This window comes from Marseilla massiliensis, assembly GCF_016899855.1.
GTDB lineage: Bacteria > Bacteroidota > Bacteroidia > Bacteroidales > Bacteroidaceae > Prevotella.
The window spans coordinates 25,716-50,791 of record NZ_JACJJG010000015.1; the positions used below are offsets into that span (position 1 = coordinate 25,716).

Genomic DNA, 25,076 nt, shown 5'->3' on the forward strand with positions numbered 1-25,076 from the left:
ACCTATATATTATTTTGACATATTATCATGCAAAACGTTTAATCCAAGCTGCGACAAGTCTGTTATAACTGCGTCAGGAAGGGTCTCGTCATGCGTTTCGTCCGTCCATCCCTCGCCCTTGAGCCATACGGCATGACAGCCCGCACGCTTTGCCGGAACAATGTCATTGCCGTAACTGTCGCCTACTACGACAACCTCATCCGGCTCCAGCCCCAGTGCCTCTACGCCGAGGGTGAATATCCGCGGGTCGGGCTTCCGTATTCCTACGACGGCCGACTCTACTACGTGGTCAAACAGACCGCCAAGGCCGAACTCGTCAAGCACGACGCCGATGTTACCGTAAAAGTTGCTCACAAGCGCCATCGGATACCTGGGCTTCAGCTGTTCCAGCGCGTAGCGGCTTCGCTCCGTCTGCCGCTTCACTTCATCGTAAAGGCGGTCGAGCATGGCTCGGCGCAGACTGTCGAGGCCGCTCCCGCTACGGCCGATACGCCCAGAGGCCTCAAGCCATCCAAGCTCGATGGCAAGCTTTGCGTCAAGAGTGCGGTAGAACGTATAGTCCGGCTGTATGACAAGGGTGCATCCGAGCGTGCGCTCGGCATACACGTACGCCTCACGGAAGTCGCCTTCGCTTACGCCGGAGCTGCTTTCGACATAAGCCTGCCATAACACTTTGCCCCAATGCCGGCCGCCCGTGTCAAGCGTACCGCCATAATCGAATATCAGTCCCTTAACCATTGCATATCTCCTTTATCATTTCACGGCACAGGCTTTCATGCCTCTTGTGCATGTATATATATAATATGGTGAAAACGGTGACCTCTACCAGCATGTACACCCACGGGCAGCCAACGAGGCACGTTACATAAATACATACCGCGCGGACGTTGAACGTCAGTATATTCGTATATTTCATAAGCGGCCTGCTGCCCTCGATGAACCTGCGCCTCAGCCCCTCCGGCATGTACGCCACGTCGCCGTACTTATCGTTCACGGCCGCCATCATGCGCTGGAACGACGGCGTACGGCGCTCCTGGCTGCGGCAGTAATTGGAGTAGTTGTAGTAAAACATGCGGGCTATCAGCGGACTGCCCTTGGGCAGGGCGTCGTAGATGGCACGCTGGCCGGCGTACGTGTCAAGTTCGCTACCCTGCCGCCCATTGAGGAAGAGCAGGTGTATCTGGCGGTAATAATCAGCCAACGAGCTCTGGGGCGAATGGCACAACACGCCGGCGATGAACGCCAGCACCCATATCCACGGCCCCCACACGCCGTCTACACCGCCCGGCATGAGCTGGAACGTGAGCCGGCAGCACAAAGCGAAATATATGGAGAAGAACCATATATCGCCGGCGAATCCGTCAATGACACGCCCCACAAGCGTCTTTTTACCCGTAAGGCGGGCCAGCTGTCCGTCGGCCGAGTCGCAGAAGTTGGCCGACATCAGCAGCGCCACTCCCGCCAGGTTGTGGTACAAGTCGGCATGATAGAACATCCACGCGGCCGCCACGCCGAGCACAACAGATACCGCAGTGACGGCGTTGGGGTGAATGCCGAGGCGCTTGCAGGCCAGCGCGATAACCAGGCCTACGGGCCTGTTAAAGTGCATGTCGAGCCATTCCTCCGTGTCGGTCGACTTTATCGAAGCATAGAGAATTTCCTTAAACTTGGTCATATCCTATCGGATGGTTTTGCTTTTACCTTTTTGTCTACTGTCTTTTTACCTTCTCACAAACAATCTTGGCTATTGCCTCGGCGGCCTCATTGCGGCACATGGCGAAACTGGGCCAGTCGTTGAAGTCGATGAACGCGTACGTCCCGTCACGGCGCACGATACAATCACCGCCGTAAACGTCGACCCCTACGAGCGAAGCAAGGCGCCCGGCGTCGCGCTTCATGTCGTCTGCAGGGAAGCGGTAATGCACCGGACGGCCGTTCACCATCTCGTCGCCGAACTTTGAATATAGGCCGTCGCCGGGATAGAACGTCCTGAAAAACCCCGTTCCGCCTACTCCGTAGAACTTGACAAGGTCGCCTTCCACATGCGCCGTAACGACAACGTCCTTTATTCCTCTCGCCCTGAAACGCTCCAGCGCGGCGTCTCTGCCGGCCTCGTCGGCAGCATGCACAACGTCGCCACGTTCCTGGGCGGCCTCGTCGCCACGCTTTATCCAATAGCCGTTGCTGCCCGAAAGCGGCGCGGCCGGTATGCCGGCACTCCGCATAAGGCGGTCAACCGTGCTGCGGGCACAACGCCTTACGCCCCCAGGAGCGTTGATAACCGTATAGCCTTGCGCCTCCATCCGCTCCAGTACGTCGAGCGCCGCCGCCGAACGGGCCATCGTCAGCACCACGGCATCCTCCCTGTCAGGCCGGAGCTGCTCCTCGCCCACGGTCTTGACGGCAATCCCTCTCCCGGCCAGAAGCAAGGCGACGGCGTCCATCACGGCCCTGTCACGGTCGACAGAGTTAGGCGAAAAGCGTTCGGCACGGTATACACAGAGTACTCCACTCATACGTTTACGCCTATAAAACGCTCTGCCTTGGCGATGTCGGCAGCATGGTCAATGTCGAACACCTTGCCCATGTCATAAGCCTTAAGGAGCAATCCTTTCCTCAGCAGGGCTCTCTGGAAGTTGCGCATGCGGCTCTCGCCAGCCCCGACGCACTCCCTCAGCACGTCAAGCGAGCGTGGGGCAAGCCCATAGACCCCTGCCGATACGAAACGGCACGCCTCGCTCTCGTCAAGAAATCCCGTTATGTTCATGTCGCCGTCGGTGCGCACATATAGCGGCTTCTCGTCGTCAACGTATCCCGTAACGCCCATCACACCGTCGGCAGTGCCGCCTATTACCGAAGACAACGTGCCGACATAACTCCTGAAAGCGCTCTCGGTGAACACCGTGTCGACCGTCGTAAGGCAGAACGGGGCTCCATCAAGCCTGTCGGCAATGGCCATCAGGCTGTGCATCGAGCTGGGCGTAAGCGCCTCCACCGCCTCTACCGGCACGTGCCTGGCACCCGCTCCGGCGCGGCATAGCCTGCCTATATGGTCGGCCATGCCGTCCGTGCCGCCACGATATACAATCACTATACCCGTAGCCCCGTTGTCAGAGAATATGCGTACGAGCCTGTCTATAAGCGGTTCGCCGCCAAGCCGCACCAATGGCTTGGGCCCGGCCACGCCCTCGGCAGCAAGCCTGGAGCCTTCGCCCGCCGCGATTATGGCATATTTCATCGTCAAGATATATTCAATTAATCGGCAAAATTAGGCATAATAGGCGACAAAAGAAAACTTTTTATGGTATTTTTAGTTTTTTCATTGGAGTTTAAAGACAAAAAGGACTTTATTCAGGTAAAAGAGGTTAATCGGCATATCTATTTACCGTTTGCCGTCTTTCACGTCGCGAAAGGGCACCTTTCATGATGCAAAAGGCCACCTTTTACATTACGGAAGACGGCCTTTTACAATCGTAAGCAACGGGCCTCGTTTTGTTACGGAACGTAAGATACCGCCCCGTACCACGCCGCAACAGTAACATTCAACCAGCAAAACGTTTACGGATTACGGCCGTCAGACAGCCGGCAATGGCTCTGCCGGCTAACACCCAACGCACATCCGGCGTACAGATGGCATACGTATTTTTATCGCATAATGGCTAAAAAAACACAAGCAAAGTACATCATTCCCATTTTTTTACTATTTTTGTAAACAGGAAACACTGCCGGACAACATCCCGGCCATGAAAACTAATACCAAGGCAAAGCAGAAGAAGAGCATAAAACCGCAATTAAATAGAATGAAGACAAAACTTATTTTACTGTTACTCTCTGCCGCCACGATATGCGGCGCGCAGCAGAGAAAGGTGACCACGCTGGCCGACGGCTGGCTGTTCTCACGTGACAAACTTACGTGGCAGCAGGTAAGCGTGCCGCACGACTGGGCCATCAACGGACCGTTCGACAAGAAATGGGACTTGCAGACCGTAGCAATCGAGCAGGACGGAGAGACCGAGGCCACCGAGAAATCGGGCCGTTCGGGCGCCCTGCCATGGATAGGCAAAGGCCATTACAAAACCACTATTACCCTGCCTGAAGGCTACGGGCACGCCGAACTGCTGTTTGACGGCGCCATGAGCGAGCCCGTAGTAAAGGTCAACGGCAAGGAAGCCGGACGATGGGCATACGGATACAACGCCTTCAGAGTGGACATCACGCCATACGCCAAGGCCGGACGCAACACCGTTGAGGTTGACCTGCAAAACGTGGAAGAGAGCAGCCGCTGGTATCCCGGAGGCGGAATATACCGCCCGGTCAAGCTAATCGTCACTTCAAAAACTCGGCTCAACGAGTGGGAAGGATGGTTCCGTACGGAAAAAATCTCGTCGAAAAAGGCTACCTTGAACATGTCTGCCAAAGTTGACGGATACGAGAACGCCGGCAACACAAAGGTAAGATTCACGCTGACCGACGCCAACGGCAACACCGTTTACGAAGAAACACTGCCCATAACCCCGGCTGACGGACGCGCTACGGTTACCGGCGAAGTGGAGAATCCGCAGCTGTGGTCACCCGAGACACCTTATTTATATACGCTCACGACAACCGTTCTGGACGGCGGCAAGCAGGTTGACGAGACGTCAAAGCGCGTAGGCATACGCACCGTCGACGTGTCGGCAAAGCACGGATTCCGCCTTAACGGAGTGAGCCGGAAAATCAAGGGCGTATGTCTCCACCACGACTTGGGCCCCATAGGGGCGGCCGAGAACAAGGCTGCGCTTATCCGCCAAATCCGTATAATGAAGGAAATGGGCTGCGACGCGATACGCACTTCGCACAACATGCCGTCAACAATGCAGATGGAAGTGTGTGACTCGATGGGCATTATGGTAATGGCCGAGAGTTTCGACATGTGGATTTATCCTAAATGCAAGAACGGATACGCCCGCTTCTTCAAGGAGTGGAGCGACCGCGACATAACAAATCTTGTGCTCAACCACCGCAACCACCCGTCAATTATCATGTGGAGTATCGGTAACGAGATACCCGAACAGTGGAGCGAAGAGGGCCGCGAGATAGCCCGCCACCTGCAGGACCTGTGCCATAAGCTCGACCCTACAAGGCCGGTGACACAAGGTATGGACAAGGCCGAAGACGCCTTGAAGTCCGGATTTGCGCAAGTGATGGACGTACCGGGCTTCAACTACCGAGTGCATAAGTACGATAACAACATAAAACAGCTGCCGCAGGGCTTCCTGCTGGGTAGCGAAACGGCCTCGACAGTCAGTTCAAGAGGCGTGTACAAGTTCCCGGTGAAGGTGCAGTATGATGCCGAATACCCGGACGGACAATGCTCGGGATACGACACGGAGTACTGCTCGTGGAGCAATCTGCCCGACGACGACTGGGCAATGCAGGAAGACCGCAAGTGGACTATCGGCGAGTTTGTGTGGACAGGATTCGATTATCTCGGTGAGCCTACGCCCTATAATGAGTACTGGCCGTCGCGTTCGAGCTACTTCGGGATATGCGACCTTGCCGGACTGCCCAAAGACCGCTACTGGCTTTACCGCAGCCACTGGCGCAAGGACTCGCCAACACTACATCTCCTGCCGCACTGGACGTGGCCGGGACGTGAGGGAGAAGTCACTCCGGTGTACTGCTACACGTCATATCCCGAGGCCGAGCTCTTCGTCAACGGCAAGAGCCAGGGTCGCAAGAAGCATGACAAATCATCACGCCTCGACCGCTACCGCCTGCGCTGGAACGACGTTGTGTACCAGCCGGGCAACATAACCGTAGTGGCATACGACGCTAAGGGCAACGCCGCCGATACCCTGACGGTAAAGACCGCGGGCGAACCGGCACGGATTGTGCTCAATGCCGACAGGCAGACTATATCGTCAAAAGGCCGTGACCTGTCGTTCGTAACGGTAAGCCTCGTTGACAAAGACGGCAACCCATGCCCCACGGCAGACAACGAAATGGCTTTTGACGTTAAGGGAGCAGGCTCGTTCCGCGCTGTATGCAACGGCGACGCGACATCGCTCGTGACGTTCAATTCGCACCAAATGCCATTGTTCAGCGGCAAGCTGGTTGTAATAGTTGAGGGTGAACAGCCAGGAACGGCTACGCTGACGGTTAGTTCTGAGGGACTGCCTGACGCAACACTGCCGATTGAAGTCAAATAATAATTGACATATCTCCACGTAAAACAGGAAGTCGACGGATACGCATAAACCGTCGACTTCCTGTTTTGCGTATTTCTTACAACGGTCTGCGCCATACCGTTCTTTACACTACCACACAAATGTATGCGCCACTCTTATTTCAGTTAAATTAACAATAGCATGGTGACGGCTTAACATCAGCATTTAACATAATGCAGGGTCGTGAGAGGACATGAATACGGCATACTTCCGGCGAATAGACATCAAACATTTGTTCGGATATGTTATTCGTCGCAATGTGAGGGAAAATACAAGGCTAAAGACGGCCTTCGGACATGCCATTAACGGCCTTTGGCAACGCCAAACACGGTCTTTTATACTTCAATATACCGTATTTTACATTGCCTTTGATATGGGAATAATTGTTCATCGAGCATAACATGCTTATTACCAAGCCATTACACACAGTGTAAAAAAAACGGTGTTTTTCGGTAAACGGCCGCCAACGCCATCGCGATACGTATTTAACATGAGTTAATTAACACGTGTACTTGAACTTTGCTTAATAATAGTTAAACACCATGTCGCAAACGAAAAAATAACAGACAGAAACAAGTACAATAAAGACGGAATAACGTCGTTATTCTAAACGGTATAGGAATAATGATCAAACACTAACCGAAATATGAACAAACTGTTAACTAAATGCTGCCTGGCAACGCTGTTGCTGGCGGGACTCGGCGTAGTCACGACCGCCAAAGCAGGCAAGGAAAAGCAGGTGTATATCCCTATGGACTACTCCACATGCGGATACCACGCCTCCGAAACGGCTATACCTGACGTAGCCAATGCCGTATATGTAGAATGTAGTGGCGGAGACATGCACGACATACTGCAAAAGGCAATAGATTACGTGTCGTCACTGAAACCCGACAAAAACGGCCGCCGAGGCGCCGTGCTGCTGGGTGCCGGCACTTTCAATATCGACAAGCCGCTGCGCATCTGCGCTTCGGGAGTAGTACTGAGAGGCTCCGGACAGGACAAGACAACAATAATCAAGCGCGGAATAGACCGCGGGGCACTGCTCTACATCGAGGGTGACATGAACATGGACGGCGGAGACACCATTGACGTAAACGGCGCCAAAGTACCCGCCGGAACTACAACTCTCACGCTGGCGACAACGAAAGGCCTGCAAAGCGGCGACCGCATAAGGATAATCAGGCCGTCGACAAGGGAATGGATTGAGTCACTCGGCTGCCACGATTTCGGCGGAGGACTTGATTACACAGGCTGGAAACCCGGCGACATAGACATAACCTGGGATAGAACCATCGTATCCGCTACAGGTAACGACATAACCATCGATGCCCCAATAACGACAACCCTCGACGCTAAATATGGAGGAGGCTTTGTCGTTACAGGACACAACAAGGGCGAAATAACCGAATGCGGCGTAGAGAACATGACCCTTGCGTCTGAACACAACCAATGGAATCCTAAAGACGAAGACCACTGCTGGGACGCTATATGGATGGACAATACGCGCGACTGCTGGGTAAGACGAGTAAACTTCAGGTCATTCGCAGGCAGCGCCGTAAACATACAGAAGAACACAAGCCGCATCACGGTTGAAGACTGCATCGCTTCAGAGCCGGTATCAGAGGTGGGTGGATGGCGCCGTGGAGTGTTCATAACACGCGGGCAGCAGACTCTCGTGCAACGTTGCGTATCACGTAAGGGCATACACGACTTCGCGGCAGGATTCTGCGCGGCAGGACCCAACGCCTTCGTGCAGTGCGAAGGTGAGGAAAGCCTCGGCTTCAGCGGCAGCATAGGGTCGTGGGCCGCCGGCCTTCTGTTCGACATTGTGAACATCGACGGTAACGACATAGCCTTCAAGAACCTTGAACAATTCCAGTTCGGAACAGGCTGGAACACTGCCAACAGCATGCTGTGGCAATGCACCGGCTCTACGCTTTGGTGCTATTCGCCCGGCGCCGACAACCGCAGTAGCGCCAATGGCTGCTGGGGAACACTGACCGGCAACGCCGAATGGACAAGCAGCAACGAGCACGTACAGCCACGAAGCCTGTTCTACGCACAGCTGGAGAAGCGCGTGGGTGAAGGCAAGGCCATCAACGGATACATCCTGCCGAGAAGCACTAACGCAACAAGCAGCCCCGAAATAGAACAGGCACAGGAAATGGCAAGACAGTCGCTGACTGTTCCGAGACTGACACTCGAGATGTGGCTCGACTCCATCCCTTATACGGCAAGTACCGACCCCGCCGGCGTGAAAGACATTAAAAATGTAAAATTGAAAAACAACAAAGTCGCGAAGGATATTGCCCAAGCACCTAAGTTCGCCATAACCAACGGACATATCACAGCAGACGGACGCCTCGTTACCGGCAACAGATACCATATACCATGGTGGGCAGGCAGAGTGAAAGACAGTTTCGTAAAGAAAGGCGCAAAACCTGCCATCACAAGATTCGTGCCCGGACGCGAAGGCTTAGGCTGGACAGACCGTATAGATTCAGTAGTAAACTACCTGAAGGCAAACGGCTACTGCATGCTCGACCACAACTACGGATTGTGGTATGACTTACGCCGCACGGACCATGAACGTATACGCCGTGCCGACGGCAATGTGGAAGCGCCGTTCTACGAACAGCCATTCTCACGCACGGGCAAAGGCACCGCATGGGACGGACTTAGCCGATATGACCTGACAAAGCCTAATCTTTGGTACTGGTCGCGCCTGAAAGAGTTTGCTGAAAAAGGAGCAAAGCAAGGACTTATGCTGTTCCACGAAAACTATTTCCAGCATAACATCATCGAGGCAGGCGCCCATTGGGTAGATTGCCCATGGCGTCCGGTGAACAACGTAAACGGCACTGATTTCCCGGAACCTGTACCTTTTACCGGCGACAAGCGTATTTTCATGGCTGAACAGTTCTACAACATCGACAATCCGAAACTGCGCCCGCTCCACAAACAGTATATCCGCCAATGCCTCGAGAACTTCAAGGACGACGATAACGTAGTACAACTAATCAGCGAGGAATATACCGGTCCGCTGCATTTCACACGCTTCTGGCTTGAAACTATCGCCGAATGGGAGGCCGAGACGGGCCGTCATCCGCTCATTGCGCTAAGCTGCACAAAGGACGCCCAGGACGCGATACTGGCTGATCCGAAGCTGGCAAAGGTCGTGGACATCATCGACATCCGCTACTGGCACTACAACACCCAAGGACTTTGGGCTCCGCCCGCAGGAAAGAACATGGCCCCACGCCAGTTCATGCGCAAGATGAAGGTTGGCAAGACAGGATTCGCCGAGGCATACAAGGCCGTAAAGGAATACCGCACAAAATATCCAGACAAGGCCGTAACATTCTTTGCCCAGCAATACCCGCAGTACGGATGGGCCATACTGATGGCCGGAGGCTCATGCCCCAACGTGCCTGTAAAGGACGGGAAGTTCCTTTCTGACGTGGCAAAGATGGCATACATAAGCGGTGAAGGCGACTCCAAACAGCAGATGATAGGCTCACCCGAAGTAGGATACGTAATTTATTCACATGACGGACATCCTACCATGAACGGTATCGAACCGGGCACTTACGCCACATACGCCATCGACGTACAGGATGGAAAGGTAGAGAGGCTCTCGAAAAAAGAAAAACTTGACGGTTCCTCTACCATTACCAACTTCGGCAATGATAAAGTATTGTGGTTGGAAAAATTATAATCCGATATTCGGATTAACTGACAACAGGTATCGGTTGTAATGGCCGATACCTGTTTTTCGTATTTATAAACCGATTTTTACCACTAATTTAATGCTTTCGCTCCTAATTTTGCACCAAAACAACTAAAACCTATGATTAACTTTACCGAACTTTACGACAAAACCATAGACAAGCTTTTCGCCTTTGGTGAAAAATTCACGAGCGACCGTGAAATGATAAAAGACTGCATACAGGACGTGTTCGTAAAACTATACACGAAGAAAAACGAGCTCGACACCGTGATTAATATCGAGTCATACCTGTACGTCTCACTGAGAAACAGGATAAATGATGAATTCCGCCACAACAACCACACGTACGAAAACGAAATCAACGATAACAACATTAAAACGCTTTTCGACGAGAGCGATGCGTTCAACCTGGAGTGTATCGAAGAAGAACGTAAGAAAACGGACAAGCTGAACGAATTTGTAAAATGCCTGTCGCCACGCCAGCAACAAATAATACACCTTTATTATATAGAGCAGCGCAAGTATGACGACATTTGCCGCATAATGGGCATAAATTACCAGTCGGTAAGGAACTTAATGCACCGCAGCCTACTAAAATTACGCTTCATGGCAGCAAAAACCGAAGCTATATAAGAGTACAAAGCTAATTGTTTGCCGTCAATATTAAAAATGACTAAAGATGGCAAACGAACAGGAAATACAACAGATAACCGACATGCTGAATTGGACTGGACAGGAAAACGAAACTGCGCTAAGCCCAATGGAGAAAGACGAGCTTAAAAAAAGGATACAAGATGCGATAAACCGCATACAAAACGGCAATACATAGTTAATCATTTCATAACCTACCATGACGAGAACGGCCCCAGAGTAATAACACTCAAGGGGCCGTTCGCAATTTATGGAAATAGATTTGTTGATTTATCCACCAAGGTATTTATTCACTACGCATGGTCTTTATATTGCCGTCAGAGTCCATATCAAGCTCCATAACCTTAACGCTGCGCAACCAAGTCACGCCGTTTGAAGGGACACAATCATGATGGAACAAATACCATTTACCTTTATATTCTACTATTGAATGGTGAGTTGTCCACCCGACAACAGGTTCAAGGATTACTCCTTTATATGTAAACGGCCCGTAAGGATTGTCGCCTACGGCATAGCAAAGTAAATGGCTATCTCCCGTAGAATATGAAAAATAGTACTTACCGTTTACCTTATGCATCCATGAGGCCTCGAAGAATCTGTGTGGATCATCAGCCCTCAAGGGTTTGCCATTCTCGTCTATAACCAATACCGGACGCGGCTCTTCCGCAAACTGGAGCATATCGTCGGTCATTTTAGCGACACGCGACGGCAAGGCATTTTCGTCTCCTTCAGGTAGGTATTCCTTTCCCATAGCCTTGTTTTCCTTGTAACGCTGTAATTGTCCTCCCCACAAGCCACCGAAATAGGTATATACCGAGCCGTCATCATCCTTAAAGACACACGGGTCTATCGAATAAGAGCCACGTATTGGGTCAGGCTGTGCTTTAAAAGGACCTTCAGGGCGGTCGGACACAGCAACTCCAAGATGGAACACATCATTTTTGTCCTTTGCGCTGAAGATGAGATAATACTTACCGTCTTTCTCCACCACGTCATTATCCCAAAGTTGTCTCCCGGCCCAAGGAATATCCTCCAGTGCCAGTATAACACCATGATCGGTCACCTCACCGTCCTCAACATCGTCAAGTGAAAGTACATGATAGTCTTTCATTTCGAAATGTCCGCCATCATCATCAAAAGCCGCTCCTGAATCCCAATCATGCGAAGGATAAATGTACAGCTTTCCGTTAAAGACGTTAGCAGACGGGTCTGCCATGTAATCACTCGGGAAAAGATACCTTGCTTTTTTCATAAACATTTATCATTTTATGGTTTGTAACAAACATGTTAAGGCAGAAAAGGAATATAAGACACTTTGCCGAATACCCGGAAAAGCAGCACACAGATACCCTGAACTACCTACATTCCTTTATCTGTCCGTATTATTCACTAAACAATTTTATTATTTTCTCGACTACAGGCTTAGCCTTGTTCTCCCTGTCAAACAGCAAAGGATAATTAGTACGGCCCTCTACAGGAAAATCATTAAGCCACGAACCTTTATCGGTAACTCCCCAAAAGGTAACACGTGAAATCTGATGGCGATGCCTATAATAAATGCCAAAGAAATCAAGATAACGCTTTTCAAACAGTTTCCGGCCCTTACTGTCAAGTCCTGATTTATAAGGATTCAATTTATCCTGATAATCAAAATGTTGGCTTATGTCAGCACCGCTGAAATCATCAGGAGACGGCAGCATGTTCATGTCAAGCTCGGTTATCATCACCTTTACGCCACATGCGGCAAAGGAATCAATGGAGGCCTCATATTCATCCAAATCAGGATAATCGATTCCGTTGTGCGACTGCATTCCTATACCGTCTATACGGCAACCATCTGCCTTCAATTGTCTCACTATTTTACAAATAGTAGCACGTTTCCCTGGGCTTGCCATAGAAAAATCGTTAATGTAAAGCTCGGCATTAGGGTCAGCTTCATGGGCAAATTCAAATGCCAACCTGACATAATCTGGCCCTATTATCTTATAATACGGAGACTGCCGCATAGTCCCGTCATCATTAACGGCCTCATTAACAACATCCCACCCCTTTATTTTACCCTTATATCGTGATACAACGTTGGTAATGTGATGGTACATACGATCTATCAATACGGCACGCGAAACAGTATCTCCGTTCTCATAAGTAAACATCCATTCTGGTGGCTGTGAATGCCATACAAGACAGTGCCCGATAATCTCAAGCCCATTGTCCTCCGCAAATTTGACAGTCCGGTCGGCGTCATCCCAGAAATAAGTGTTCTCTTCCGGATGTATAACCTCACCCTTCATACAATTCTCGGCAACAATTGAATTAAAATTATCTGTAACAATCCTTGCCTCCTCCGGACTGCGTCCATATACGATGTCAATATTTACTGCAGCACCGACAGTAAAGTATTTGCCGAGAACATCCTTCATCGTATCTCCATCATTAACAGCAGATACCGTCTGGGCAAGCCACAATCCAAACAATAAAAAGACAGCTTTCAGTTTCATAATCGGCAAATATTAGTTTTTGGATCGTTTCTCTATTTCCATATTTATTTTATCAACCACCTCGTCACTAAGTTCATATTTTGAAATAATGAACATTGCAAGGCCAAGCAGAAGAGCCGGAATTACAGCCACGAGCCAGAGTATTCCCTGCTCAGCGAACGGCGACTGTGACACCTCGTTGGTCTGGTCGAACCCGACAAAAGACAGTACCAATCCAGGAACTACGCCACCAAGAGCCATTCCTGCCTTATAGAATATGCCTGTCAGGGCATTGACTATACCAGAAATACGCTTCCCGTGTTTGTACTCTCCATAAGAAATAACCTCCGGAACAAGCGCCCACATATAACCCGTTGCCACGATTACTCCCGTAGACTTGATAAACTGTGCAACGTATACCAACCATATCTGCGAACGCAACACCGGCACTACGGATATTACATAAAGCAGAGCCATGCCAACTATTGCCACCGAAAGGAATATATTAAACATGCCACGCTTGCCGACCTTACGCTTTATGGCCGGAACCATTGGCATGAAAATAAACGCCGGAATGGAGCCCAACGCCATAAAGTTGGCTACCTGCGACGCATCGGCATGCACGTTATAAATCATGTAGTAAGAGCCGGCCGCATTACCGACAGACATCATTGCAAATGCTGTAATGAAGAAAAAGGCAAGTATACGGAGCGGACGATTACGACGGAATTCCACCCAAAGGTCACTGACTTTCACGTTTGCCGTCTCAGCCTTATCCATCACGACACGTTCCTTAGTCTGCGAAAAACAGAATATGAGCAACAGCAAACCTATTACCGCATAAATACACATAGTTGTAAACCATGCCCCTGCCGACTCTACAGAGTTCATCTTACCATTCGGCGACAAGTTTGCCACAAGCACAGGTATGCCGTAGGCAACGGCAAGTCCTCCCAAATTTGCCATAAACATACGCACGGACGTAAGGACGGTTATCTCGTTCGTATCACGTGTAAGCGAGGCGTTCAAAGCTCCATAGGGCACGTTAATAAGAGTATAAAGCATTGACATACCAACGTAAGTAAAATAGGCATAAGCCAATGAGCCTGAAAAACCGTCCCAGAAACACAGTATGGCGAAGCCTGTAAGGGGGACACCGGCCAACAGAAGATAAGACCTGTACTTGCCGAAACGCGGATTATGCTTATCCGCAAACGCTCCAACCACTGGGTCCCAGATAACATCCACGATACGCACGAGCAGGAACATGAACGCCGCGGATGTCGGGTTTAGTCCGTAAACATTGGTATAAAACAGCAACAGGTACATTGAAATGGTCTGGTAGATAAGATTCTGGGCCAAATCACCAGACCCGAAGCCTATACGCTGCACCCAAGACAGCTTATAAAAGCCTTTCGCCTCATGGTCGGAAAGGCGTATGTCTGTTTCGTTTTGCATATATTTATGATTTAAAGAAGTTAATGTTGCACTAACAATCGGAATGCGGGCATACCGGCTTATTTACCTTTCAATATAACATCAGCCGCATATTCGCCCATCATCTTATAACCTGCCGCATTAGGGTGCAGGCCGTCCTCATGGAAGCCACGTCGGATAGATGAAACATCAGACGGATCACGCATGAGCATATCGAAGTCTATCACGCCGTCGAAACACTTACTACCGCGTATCCAGTCGTTAACCGTTAACCTTGCGGCTTCATGGAAATGAGAATAATACGAATTTCCCTTGAATGGAGTGATAGTGGCGCAGTACACCTTAAGTCCTTGCTTACGGGCCTTCTCGGCCATTTGCTTATACGCGTCAATAAGTTCTTTAACTATAGTCTCGGCATTGCCGTCTATACCACCTATGTCGTTAACACCTTCAAAGATAACAACTCTTGTCACACCGGCTTGTGCAAGGACATCACGGTCGTAACGCTTGACAGCCGGCGTACCAAGGCCGTTTTTCAACACACAATTACCGCCGATACCAAGGTTTAGCACGCCCATACCGGCTCCGGCCGCATGCAGGCTTTCCGCAAAAACATCAGTCCAGCGGTTCTGCATGTCGGTGGTACTGCCACGGCCGTCGGTTATAGAGTTGCCTATTACGGCTATAACTTCGGCGCCGCCCATTACATCCAACGAAGCTATATTGTACCAATGAACCACTCTCTCGCCATTCCTGAAACTTGTCTTAGGTTTCGCCTCACCTTTTATTATATATGATGTAGTGCGCGAACCGAGGTGAGCTGTAGCCTCCTTGGGCGTAGTTCCATAATTAATCGTGACCGAAAGTCTCTGCAAAGGTGAAAGTCCGAACTTTACTCCATCCGACACTACGACACCTCCTGCAGGTATTGTAACACTGCGCTTACCGCCGAACGACAGGTATTCAGCCGACTTTACGTCAATATCACACGAATCGGAAGCCGTAGCTATATATACCGACTTAATTTCAACAGGCGCCTTACTATATTCATTCGACAACTTCAGGCGCAGCACATCGCCACCTGTTGACACATGGATGACCTGGCGCAACGCGCTATTCGACAAGTCTGAGCCCGCCGGCATGTCTACACCTGATGCCAATTGGGGCGCTGCCGCCCACGTAGCCGTCCACCCTTTGCCGTCGCCACTACCGGCGGCGTTGGCCGTGAACACCATTCCACACAACAAGGACAGTAACAGTTTTCCGATACAAGTAATTCCAGTTTTCATGATATAAAGCTAAAACAGATTGAAAAGCCCGGGCCTCAACTGCCCCGACCATTGGTTTTGTTATGTTGCAAAAGTACACCATACTTTTATAACACCAAATTATTTTTGTCGCAGTTGCATTTCAATTTGTATCACCATCGTTTATTTTGAACAAATAATCTATGATTTTCAGACACATATACTTATTTTTGCAGGAAAATCAATGAACATGAAACACATCAACCTTGCAACTATTTTACTATCATTATTGACATTTGCAACAAATATAAATGCCGCCGAACGCTTTGTAGACTTTACGTCCGGAGACTTTCTTCTGAATGCCGACAACAAGGCCGAAATATACATAGACGCCAAAGACTGCAAAGGAGTGGGCATTGCGGCCGCCAACCTTGCCACCGACATAAACAAGGTATGCGGAGCCACGGCACGCACAACAAGCAATGCCGCCACAGCACGTATAATAGCTGGCACCATCGGCCACTCCTACGAAATTGACCGGCTGGTTAAAGCGAAAGCCATCGACAAGAGTGCCCTCAAAGGCAAACGCGAGAAATATATTATAACCATTGCCGACGGGAAACTGATAATAGCAGGCAGCGACCGCCGCGGAACGATATACGGAATATACGAACTCTCAAGACAAATAGGCGTATCGCCATGGTACTACTGGGCCGACACGCCCGTGAAGCGCCACGAACGCATATATATAAAAAAAGGTGTATACACCGACGGTGAACCCGTCGTGCGTTATCGCGGCATATTCCTCAACGACGAGGCGCCGTGCCTCACCACTTGGGTTAAGAACACTTTTGGCACCGACTACGGTAATCACAAGTTTTATTCAAAAGTTTTCGAACTGATACTCCGCCTCAAAGGCAACTTCCTATGGCCTGCCATGTGGAGCTGGGCATTCTACGCCGACGACCCATTAAACAGCAAAACGGCCGACGAAATGGGCGTAATGATAGGCACGTCGCACCACGAGCCGATGGCGCGCAACCATCAGGAGTGGGCACGCAACCGCGACAAATACGGAGAATGGAACTATGCCACCAACAAAGACGTTATCGACCGCTTTTTCCGTGAAGGCATTGAACGCGCCAAAGGCACTGAGGACGTTATAACGATAGGTATGCGTGGAGACGGCGACGCGCCCATGGGCGGAGCGGAAGGCAAGGACCATGAGTACGTGCCGCAGTACGAGAAGAACATGAAACTGATGAAAAACATCTTCACCAACCAGCGTAAGATAATAAGCGACGTCACCGGCCGGCCGGCCAAAGAGACGCCGCAGGTATGGGCATTGTACAAGGAAGTGCTCGACTACTATGACCGCGGGATGAAGATTCCTGACGACGTAACCCTGCTGTTATGCGACGACAACTGGGGAAACGTAAGGCGTGTACCGTCAGCCGGCGAGCGCGACAGAGCCGGAGGATGGGGTCTGTACTACCATGTTGACTACGTTGGCGCGCCACGCAACTCCAAATGGCTCAACTGCACGCCTCCACAGAACATGTGCGAACAGCTCGGACTGGCCTACGACTACGGCATAGACCGCCTATGGATACTGAACGTAGGCGACCTGAAGCCTATGGAATATGCCATATCCCTGTTCATGGACATGGCCTGGAACCCCAAGAGATTCACGCCTGGAACCGTAACCGAACATATACGGATGTTCTGCGAGCAACAGTTCGGAGCGGAACAGGCCGACGAGGCAGCACGCATAATAAACCTTTACCTTAAATACAACGGGCGAGTGACCCCCGAAATGCTCGACCGCCACACATATAATACAAAGACGGGCGAGTGGAGGCAAGTGGCCGACGACTACATGAGGCTGGAGGCCGAGGCGTTAAGGCAGTACATTGACCTGCCCGAAGAATACCGCGACGCTTACCGCGAGCTGGTGTTGTTCCCGGTCCAGGCCATGTCAAACCTGTACCAGATGTATTACGCCCAGGCCATGAACCACAGGCTACACACTCTCGGCGACCCAGAGGCCAACGTCTGGGCTGACCATGTAGAGCGGGCTTTCAAGCGCGACTCGATGCTCTGCGCACAATACAACCACGACATAGCCGGAGGCAAATGGAACGGCATGATGACCCAAAAGCACATCGGCTACACCGACTGGAACGACAGCTTTGCCGCTGACACACAGCCCGAAGTGCTGCGCGTGGCGGATAACGGCGCCGGCGGATTCGTCAACAAGGGCGACAACGGCTACGTGGCAATGGAGGCCGGCAGCTGGTATGGCATGGCCAACGCAGCAGAAGCCACCTGGACATATATCCCGTATATCGGCAGGACCGAAGGAGGCATGGCGCTCACTCCATATACCAAGGCCACGGACGGAGCCTCGCTGTCATACAGGTTCACGCTGCCGGCAGGCACACGTACCGACAACGGTAAAGTAAACGTACACATAGTGGTGAAGTCAACCCTCGATTTCCTTAACCAGGGAGGTCTTTGCTACGGAGTGTCCATCGACGGCTGCACACCCCAAAAAGTGAATTTCAACAAAAACCTGAACGAGAAACCCGACAATGCCTACACCGTATACTACCCCACCGTGGCGCGCCGCGCGGTGGAAAGCGTGGTAACCCTGCCGCTCGGCGACGGCAATGGCGGCACACACGAGCTGACAATAAGCCCTTATGACCCGGGGATTGTATTTGAAAAGATAGTCGTAGACTATGGCGGCTACACTCCGTCTTACCTGTTCATGGAGCCTTCGGAAAGGTCGCGTGAAGGCTCGGCCGCAACCGAAAAATGACAAACAATATTTTGGCATACGGGTATTTTTGATTACTTTCGCAAGCCGTATAGGCTCTACCGGAAACAAATCAACCCGACAAACAGCACAGGCGACAACCCGAAAGGGTGCCAACCGCCATGCAAAAGGCGGTCTTTCACAGCCCGAAAAGCCACCTTTTAAACGCCGAAAGGCCACCTTTACGGATTAAAACAATATATGCTGGTTTTGCTTCAAGCTACACACCACAGCCAAAGACAAAGATACAAAACGTAAGGAAAACAAATGAAAACATTACGATTTTCAAGACTCAATAAGCACGTACGCCACGGTATGCGCCCCATCACGCTCATCAGCATGGCGGCATACATGATGGCCACACTGCTGGCCGTAGCCGATAGCGGCCGGCTTTACACCACCAACCAGCTTATGAGCAGCCTGACCAACTGCGTCGGGCAGGACAGGTACGGATACATCTGGGTCGGGACGGAAAACGGACTGAACAAATTTGACGGCTACCGATTCACCCACTACATAAAGAACAACGTCAACGACACCGACTCTACGTCGCTGCTCAGCAACGACATATCCAAGACCTTCGCCGACCGTGACGGCCGCCTGTGGATAGGGTGCGCACAGGGGCTTATGAGTTACGACTACGAGAACGACAGCTTCAAGAAGTATCCTTTCCCCGGAGCACTTACACCAAGGGTGGAAGACATCATACAGACCGCCTCGGGCGACATCCTTATAGGCACTGCCGGCTATGGCCTCTTCAAGATAAAAGCCGGTACACAAACCATAATAGAGGAGAACATACCGGGATGGAAGAATTCTTACGAGTACGTCAACCGCCTGTTTATCGACAAGAACAACGATTTGTGGATAAGCATGCCCTTCTCCATGATAACGAAAATGCACACCGACAACAAGGGGCAGACTACCTTCACGGACTTCAAGACATCGTGCGGACCGACCATCAACTGCGTAAAGGCCGACGCAAAGGGTTTCCTCGTAGTGTGCATGTACGGCATAATGAGATACGACTACGCCACCCGACGGCTTACCGCCACAGAGTACGACATGGGCATACTGAGCCGCAACGTCTCGATAAGGAAAGGCATTTCCGACCGTAAGGGCAACATCTACATAGGCACATCTGGCCGGGGACTGATGAAGATACCCGCCGGCTACACAAGGCTGGAGCAGGTGAAAACCAAGGACAAGAGCTTTGACCTGTCGACTTCCAACGTGAACGACATCCTCGAGGATAAGGACGGCAACATCTGGGTGAGCTGCTACAAGAGGGGAATATACCTTCTCAACCAAGACAAGGAAGCCTTTAGCAGTTGGGACTTCACGTCACAGAAATACTTTCTCGGCAGCGGAGTGTCATCCATCACCGGCGGCAATGACGGCGACATATGGGCTACCGTGCAGAAAGCCGGCGTATACAAATTCGACAAAAACGGCAACATCTCGGCCCACCCAACCTCGCCATACGGCTCTAACACCATATACCGCGACCGGCAGGGCCGCTTCTGGCTATGCACGGAGAACATCCTGTACGCATACGACCCGTACACAGGACGTTCGGAAGAGAAGGCACGATATGACGGATGGGGCCTCAACTGCATGACGGACGACGGCCAGGGCAGGCTGTTCATCTGCGATTACGGCAAAAGCCTGTGCGTATATGACACACGTACGGGCAAGAGCCTGTCGTTCAGCATGGGCGACAAACGTGCAAGAGGCACAATATGCAACAACTGGATAAAGGCCCTTTTCATCGACAGCGACGGCCTGCTGTGGTTAGGAAGCGCCAACGGAGTGTCATGCATGGACACACGCAACTACGATTTCTACGTGCTCAAGGGAGTCACTTTGCTCAAGAACATGCAGAGCCTGTCGTTTGGCGAGACCCACGACGGCAGGATTTTAATCGGCACCAACAACGGCCTGTACGAATATGACAAGCGCACAGGCAACCTAAGGCTGTTTCCCGGCTCGGAACTGATACGCAACAACCTTATATACAGCATTGTCATAGACAACAACAACGACATTTGGCTGGGTACGGCACGTGGAATATTGCTATACGACAGGAAGGCCCGCAAATTCATCAGCCATCTTAGCGGCAACGGACTGTCCACATACGAATATATCCTGGGGGCCGCCCTGCATTCGAAAAACAACGATAGGATAGCCTTCGGGACAAACGACGGAGTGACAGTGTTCTATCCCGAGGAAGTCAAGAACAGCACAATGGAGATGGACAGCATATACCTGACCAACTTTATCGTCAATGGCAAGTCGGTATATAGCTTCAAGGATAAATTCGAGGTACCGTACAACAGCAATATACTGCAACTGGAATTCTCGCTGCTAAACTTCAAGCACACTGAGGAAATACACTTCCAGTACCGCATAAACGACAGCAAGGAGTGGGTTCCCGTACGTGACGGTACCAACTCCATACAGTTCAATGAGCTGACACCCGGCACATACGACATTTACGTTCGCGCCGAATGCAACGGCAAATACTCACGGCAGACAAAGAAAATAACCATCATTGTGAACGGCCCTTGGTATGCATCGACCACCGCGTGGGTGATATACATCGTGCTGCTCGCCTCAATCACGGCATACTTCATCAGGCAATACGAGAAAAACAAGCGTGAAGAACTGGACGAGGCGAAAATGCGCTTCCTCATAAATGCCACTCACGATATACGTTCACCGCTTACGTTGATACTCGGTCCGCTCAACAAGCTGAAACAAAAAATCACCGACAAGGAATCAATCGCCGACATAGATACGATTGACCGCAACGCGCAACGCCTGCTTCTGTTGGTCAATCAAATCCTTGACGAACGTCGCATAGACAAGAACCAAATGCACCTGCACTGCCAGAACACCGAACTTGGCACGCAAATCAGCGGAGTCATGGCTATGTTCCAAAGCAACGCACGGTCACATAACATATCCCTCAAACTCGAGAACGACGGAGAAGTATATGCATGGATTGACCGCACAAATTTCGACAAGGTAATACAGAACCTTCTTTCCAATGCCTTCAAGTTCACTTCCGACGGTGGCGAGATATGCATAAAAGTACGGCAGAACGGCGAAACTGTCATCGTACAGGTACAAGACACGGGCATAGGCTTCAACGACGAGAACACGGACAAGCTGTTCGACCGCTTCTACCAGGGCAAGAACACTACCGGAATGAAGACTGCCGGTACAGGAATAGGCCTGAACCTCTGCCGTACGCTAATACAAATGCACGGCGGAAAAATAAAGGCAAGCAACCGTACGGACGGTAAGCAAGGGGCTCTGATGACCATAACGCTGCGCACCGGAAATGCACATCTTAAGCCGGAGGAAATCGTTGAAGTGAATGCAGAAGCACAAAGTGCCGACAAGAGCGCTCCTCGCCGCCACGCCAGCAAGAACTACTCAATAATGATTGTTGACGATGACCCGGAGATTGCCACGTACATAAAGCACGAACTGGGCGACTGGTACAAGTTCGACAACTTCACAAACGGGCATGATGCGCTCCAGGCGCTGCTCTCACGGCGCTACGACCTCGTAATATCAGACATCGTAATGCCAGGCATGGATGGTATTACGCTCCTTAAAAATATCAAGACCAACAATCTTGTGTCAGACATTCCTGTAATACTGCTTACATCAAAGTCAGATGCCTCTGACCGCCTTGAAGGCTTCAAGAAAGGCGCAGACGCATATCTGCCCAAGCCGTTCGACATGACTGAGCTCCGCATAATGATTGAAAACCTTATTGACAAGACGCGAAGACTCAAGGGAAAATTCTCCGGAGCACAGACGCAGGAAGACAAAATGGAGCAGATAAAGGTAAAAGGCAATAACGACGCACTGATGGAACGCATAATGAAATCCATCAACAAGAACATATCCAATCCTGACTTCAACGTGGAAGAACTAACCAAAGACGTAGGAATAAGCCGTGCCCAACTGCACAGAAAGATGAAGGAAATAACGGGAATATCCACCGGCGAGTTCATACGTAACCTGAGATTGAAACAAGCCGCAAGACTTATCAGCGAAGGTAAAATAAACATCACGCAAGTGGCTTACAACGTTGGATTCAACAACCAGACCCATTTTTCCACCGTATTCAAGAAACATTTTGGAATGTCTCCGTCCGAATATGCCGATAAACACAGGAAACAAGGAGAGGAAGAGAAATCAAGTGCCCAGAATGAAAGTACTCTATAACCAGATAAAAAGCCGCAACATGAACATGAAAAGAATTACAATAGCCGCGATGACGGCACTAATCTTCATCACGGCAAAAGCCGATGACGGTTCAAGATTATGGCTGAACAAACAGCGTGGGGCATGCACAGCCAAGATTGAAACTTCCGACAAGTCGGACATCGCGCAAACAGCCGTCAGCGAACTTGCCGCATTCTGGAACGGTTGTGACATTATACTGTCAAGAGACAAAAGCCTTCCTGACAACGACGGCTTCAAAATAGAGCGCTCAGGGAAGAACGGTTCGCTCATTGTCAAAGCCCGCCGTAGTGCCGGACTGCTGTATGGAGCTTATGAGTTACTGCGCATGCAACAGACAAAAGGCGAGATTTACAGCGGCAAAACGGGACAAGACACCAATCTGTCCGCTGCCGACAATAAGTTCAGGATAAGTCCGTCAGTTTGTGTTTCATCGTCGTCGCCCGCATTTCCGTACCGTATACTTAACCACTGGGACAACCCCGACGGAAGTGTAGAACGCGGATACGCAGGCAAAAGTATATGGAAATGGGACGAGATAAACGGCGAGAAAGGCACCATGAGCATGGACCTGAAAGAACGGCTGACCATCTACTGCCGCGCAAATGCATCAATCGGGATAAACGGCAGCGTGCTCAACAACGTCAATGCATCGCCATATATCCTCACCACCGAATATCTTGACAAGATAAAAGTAATAGCCGACATGATGCGTCCTTACGGAATAAAGACCTATCTTGCGGTGAACTTTGCGTCGCCAATGGCCGCTGGCGGCCTGGAAACGGCCGATCCGGCAGACGCAAAGGTAAAGGAATGGTGGGAAAAGAAAGTAAAAGAAATATATAAGAAGATTCCAGACTTCGGAGGATTTCTTGTAAAAGCCAACTCGGAAGGCCAACCCGGACCTGGAGATTATCATCGCACGCATGCCGAAGGCGCCAACATGCTGGCCAAGGCGCTTGCCCCATACAACGGGATTGTGATGTGGCGCAGCTTTGTGTACGGCAACCACGAAGGTGAAGACAGGGTAAAGCAGGCCGTAACCGAGTTTGAGGAACTTGACGGTAAGTTCGCGGATAATGTTATCCTACAGTCAAAGAACGGGCCGCTCGACTTCCAGCCACGCGAACCTTACGCCCCGATATTCGACAGAATGAAACATACTCCAATGTGGGTGGAACTGCAAATAACGCAGGAATACCTCGGGCAGAGCCGCCATTTGGTGTACCTTGCGCCGATGTGGAAGGAGTTTTTCACATTCGTCAGTCCACAACAGCTGCAAGGAATCGCAGGCGTTGCAAACACGGGCGACAACACTAATTGGTGCGGACATCCGTTCTCACAGTCTAACTGGTATGCGTTCGGCCGACTGGCATGGAACCCCGAACTGGCATCTGACAGTATTGCGCGCGAATGGCTGGCACAAACATTCACACGTGACACGGCCTTCATCAATCCGATGACTGCCGTAATGGAGGCCAGCCGTGAAGCATGCGTTGACTATATGATGCCGCTTGGCCTACACCACATATTCAAAGCCGACCACCACTACGGCCCGGAGCCTGACGGTCTGTACCCGAACTATCCCATAGAATGGTGTCCCGTGTACTACCACAAGGCTGACAGCCTCGGCATAGGCTTTGACCGTACACGCACGGGGACGGACGCCGTAGGCCAGTACCGCCACCCATACGACAGCATTTACAATGACATCAACGCATGTCCAGAGGAATACCTGCTGTGGTTCCACCATGTAAGCTGGGACTACAAGATGAAAAACGGCAAAACATTATGGGAGAATCTCTCGGCACATTATAACCGAGGAGTAGACGAAGTGCGCCGTTTTATCGGCACATGGCAAAGAATGCGTCCGTATGTTGACACCGAACGCTTCATGATTGTGTCCGCCCTGCTCGACCACCAGCTGGAAAACGCCGAGGAATGGCGGGATACCTGCCTTGGGTATTTCGGCAAGATAAGCGGCAAGATACAGGAAACCGCTACCGAGACATCAGCCAATCTACCGCAAGATGACGGCACGCAACCGGCCATTCTGCAGGGACGGGAGACGGACAGGCCATGAAACCAACGTGCTTAACATCATAACCTTACATTAATATAAATGGTTTATCCGCAGTTCTGTTGGATAAAGATAAGCTGCTGATATTCAAGTATTTGTATTATCTTGTATGCTCATAAGTCCCTGATAATCAGTACCTGTATATTGATTAAATT

Annotated in this window: 14 protein-coding genes and 2 pseudogenes; 8 read left to right on the forward strand and 8 right to left on the reverse strand. The window is 50.7% G+C overall.

Annotated features, from left to right (window positions below; genetic code table 11):
* Positions 1-9: 9 nt before the first annotated feature.
* The 4 genes from H6A34_RS04865 to H6A34_RS14920 are packed head-to-tail and all read right to left on the reverse strand — an operon-like array spanning position 10 to position 3,238.
* Entirely contained in the window at positions 10-738 is a 729-nt protein-coding gene (locus H6A34_RS04865; protein ID WP_205103840.1) for an HAD family hydrolase, read from the reverse strand.
* Entirely contained in the window at positions 731-1,675 is a 945-nt protein-coding gene (locus H6A34_RS04870) for a CDP-alcohol phosphatidyltransferase family protein (RefSeq protein WP_205103842.1), read from the reverse strand. Before H6A34_RS04870 ends, H6A34_RS04865 begins: the two co-directional genes overlap by 8 nt.
* A 34-nt stretch (positions 1,676-1,709) precedes the next feature.
* Complete coding sequence (locus tag H6A34_RS14915; RefSeq protein WP_239480763.1) at positions 1,710-2,516, reverse strand: ATP-grasp domain-containing protein; 807 nt, start codon at positions 2,514-2,516, stop codon at positions 1,710-1,712.
* On the reverse strand, positions 2,513-3,238 hold the full coding sequence (locus tag H6A34_RS14920; RefSeq protein WP_239480764.1) for an NTP transferase domain-containing protein: 726 nt from the start codon (positions 3,236-3,238) through the stop codon (positions 2,513-2,515). Before H6A34_RS14920 ends, H6A34_RS14915 begins: the two co-directional genes overlap by 4 nt.
* A gap of 562 nt (positions 3,239-3,800) precedes the next feature.
* On the opposite strand from H6A34_RS14920, the gene H6A34_RS04880 reads away from it, so the two are divergent.
* The 4 genes from H6A34_RS04880 (at position 3,801) to H6A34_RS04895 (ending at position 10,771) form a co-directional block, all read left to right on the forward strand.
* Positions 3,801-6,191, forward strand: coding sequence for a glycoside hydrolase family 2 TIM barrel-domain containing protein (locus tag H6A34_RS04880; RefSeq protein ID WP_205103844.1), 2,391 nt, complete (start codon positions 3,801-3,803; stop codon positions 6,189-6,191).
* Positions 6,192-6,855: 664 nt separating this feature from the next.
* Positions 6,856-9,930: a DUF6298 domain-containing protein gene (locus tag H6A34_RS04885; RefSeq protein WP_205103845.1), complete on the forward strand. Its 3,075-nt coding sequence runs from the start codon at positions 6,856-6,858 to the stop codon at positions 9,928-9,930.
* Positions 9,931-10,062: 132 nt separating this feature from the next.
* Positions 10,063-10,575 carry an RNA polymerase sigma factor gene (locus tag H6A34_RS04890; protein WP_021949079.1) on the forward strand — a complete coding sequence of 171 codons (513 nt, stop codon included), beginning with the start codon at positions 10,063-10,065 and terminating at the stop codon, positions 10,573-10,575.
* A 46-nt stretch (positions 10,576-10,621) separates the two neighbouring features.
* Positions 10,622-10,771: a hypothetical protein gene (locus tag H6A34_RS04895; protein ID WP_205103846.1), complete on the forward strand. Its 150-nt coding sequence runs from the start codon at positions 10,622-10,624 to the stop codon at positions 10,769-10,771.
* Between the two features lie 108 nt (positions 10,772-10,879).
* Here H6A34_RS04895 and H6A34_RS04900 read toward each other — a convergent pair whose 3' ends face one another.
* The 4 genes from H6A34_RS04900 to H6A34_RS04915 all read right to left on the reverse strand — a co-directional run bounded on the left by H6A34_RS04900 (position 10,880) and on the right by H6A34_RS04915 (position 15,796).
* Complete coding sequence (locus H6A34_RS04900; protein ID WP_205103847.1) at positions 10,880-11,845, reverse strand: glycoside hydrolase family 43 protein; 966 nt, start codon at positions 11,843-11,845, stop codon at positions 10,880-10,882.
* Positions 11,846-11,975: 130 nt separating this feature from the next.
* Positions 11,976-13,091 (reverse strand): endo-1,4-beta-xylanase, encoded by a 1,116-nt coding sequence (locus H6A34_RS04905; RefSeq protein WP_205103848.1) that lies wholly within the window; start codon positions 13,089-13,091, stop codon positions 11,976-11,978.
* 12 nt (positions 13,092-13,103) lie between these two features.
* The gene (locus tag H6A34_RS04910) at positions 13,104-14,528 is read right to left on the reverse strand and encodes an MFS transporter (RefSeq protein WP_021949074.1); all 1,425 of its coding nucleotides are present in this window, start codon (positions 14,526-14,528) and stop codon (positions 13,104-13,106) included.
* A 59-nt stretch (positions 14,529-14,587) separates the two neighbouring features.
* Positions 14,588-15,796, reverse strand: a complete 1,209-nt coding sequence (locus H6A34_RS04915; RefSeq protein ID WP_205103849.1) for an SGNH/GDSL hydrolase family protein — start codon at positions 15,794-15,796, stop codon at positions 14,588-14,590.
* A 208-nt stretch (positions 15,797-16,004) separates the two neighbouring features.
* On the opposite strand from H6A34_RS04915, the gene H6A34_RS04920 reads away from it, so the two are divergent.
* The 4 genes and pseudogenes from H6A34_RS04920 (at position 16,005) to H6A34_RS04930 (ending at position 24,924) form a co-directional block, all read left to right on the forward strand.
* Complete coding sequence (locus tag H6A34_RS04920) at positions 16,005-18,578, forward strand: glycosyl hydrolase 115 family protein (protein ID WP_239480765.1); 2,574 nt, start codon at positions 16,005-16,007, stop codon at positions 18,576-18,578.
* A 408-nt stretch (positions 18,579-18,986) separates the two neighbouring features.
* Positions 18,987-21,905: pseudogene (locus H6A34_RS04925) on the forward strand (ligand-binding sensor domain-containing protein); the annotation flags it as partial.
* 129 nt (positions 21,906-22,034) lie between these two features.
* Positions 22,035-22,823 (forward strand): annotated as a pseudogene (locus H6A34_RS15520) (response regulator); the annotation flags it as partial.
* Positions 22,824-22,848: 25 nt separating this feature from the next.
* Entirely contained in the window at positions 22,849-24,924 is a 2,076-nt protein-coding gene (locus H6A34_RS04930) for an alpha-glucuronidase (RefSeq protein WP_205103857.1), read from the forward strand.
* Positions 24,925-25,076 lie beyond the last annotated feature (152 nt).

Coding starts and splice junctions, on each gene's coding strand:
- H6A34_RS04865 (WP_205103840.1), bottom strand. CDS start 738: ATGGTTAAGGGACTGATATTCGATTATGGCGGTACGCTTGACACGGGC.
- H6A34_RS04870 (WP_205103842.1), bottom strand. CDS start 1,675: ATGACCAAGTTTAAGGAAATTCTCTATGCTTCGATAAAGTCGACCGAC.
- H6A34_RS14915 (WP_239480763.1), bottom strand. CDS start 2,516: ATGAGTGGAGTACTCTGTGTATACCGTGCCGAACGCTTTTCGCCTAAC.
- H6A34_RS14920 (WP_239480764.1), bottom strand. CDS start 3,238: ATGAAATATGCCATAATCGCGGCGGGCGAAGGCTCCAGGCTTGCTGCC.
- H6A34_RS04880 (WP_205103844.1), top strand. CDS start 3,801: ATGAAGACAAAACTTATTTTACTGTTACTCTCTGCCGCCACGATATGC.
- H6A34_RS04885 (WP_205103845.1), top strand. CDS start 6,856: ATGAACAAACTGTTAACTAAATGCTGCCTGGCAACGCTGTTGCTGGCG.
- H6A34_RS04890 (WP_021949079.1), top strand. CDS start 10,063: ATGATTAACTTTACCGAACTTTACGACAAAACCATAGACAAGCTTTTC.
- H6A34_RS04895 (WP_205103846.1), top strand. CDS start 10,622: ATGGCAAACGAACAGGAAATACAACAGATAACCGACATGCTGAATTGG.
- H6A34_RS04900 (WP_205103847.1), bottom strand. CDS start 11,845: ATGAAAAAAGCAAGGTATCTTTTCCCGAGTGATTACATGGCAGACCCG.
- H6A34_RS04905 (WP_205103848.1), bottom strand. CDS start 13,091: ATGAAACTGAAAGCTGTCTTTTTATTGTTTGGATTGTGGCTTGCCCAG.
- H6A34_RS04910 (WP_021949074.1), bottom strand. CDS start 14,528: ATGCAAAACGAAACAGACATACGCCTTTCCGACCATGAGGCGAAAGGC.
- H6A34_RS04915 (WP_205103849.1), bottom strand. CDS start 15,796: ATGAAAACTGGAATTACTTGTATCGGAAAACTGTTACTGTCCTTGTTG.
- H6A34_RS04920 (WP_239480765.1), top strand. CDS start 16,005: ATGAAACACATCAACCTTGCAACTATTTTACTATCATTATTGACATTT.
- H6A34_RS04930 (WP_205103857.1), top strand. CDS start 22,849: ATGAAAAGAATTACAATAGCCGCGATGACGGCACTAATCTTCATCACG.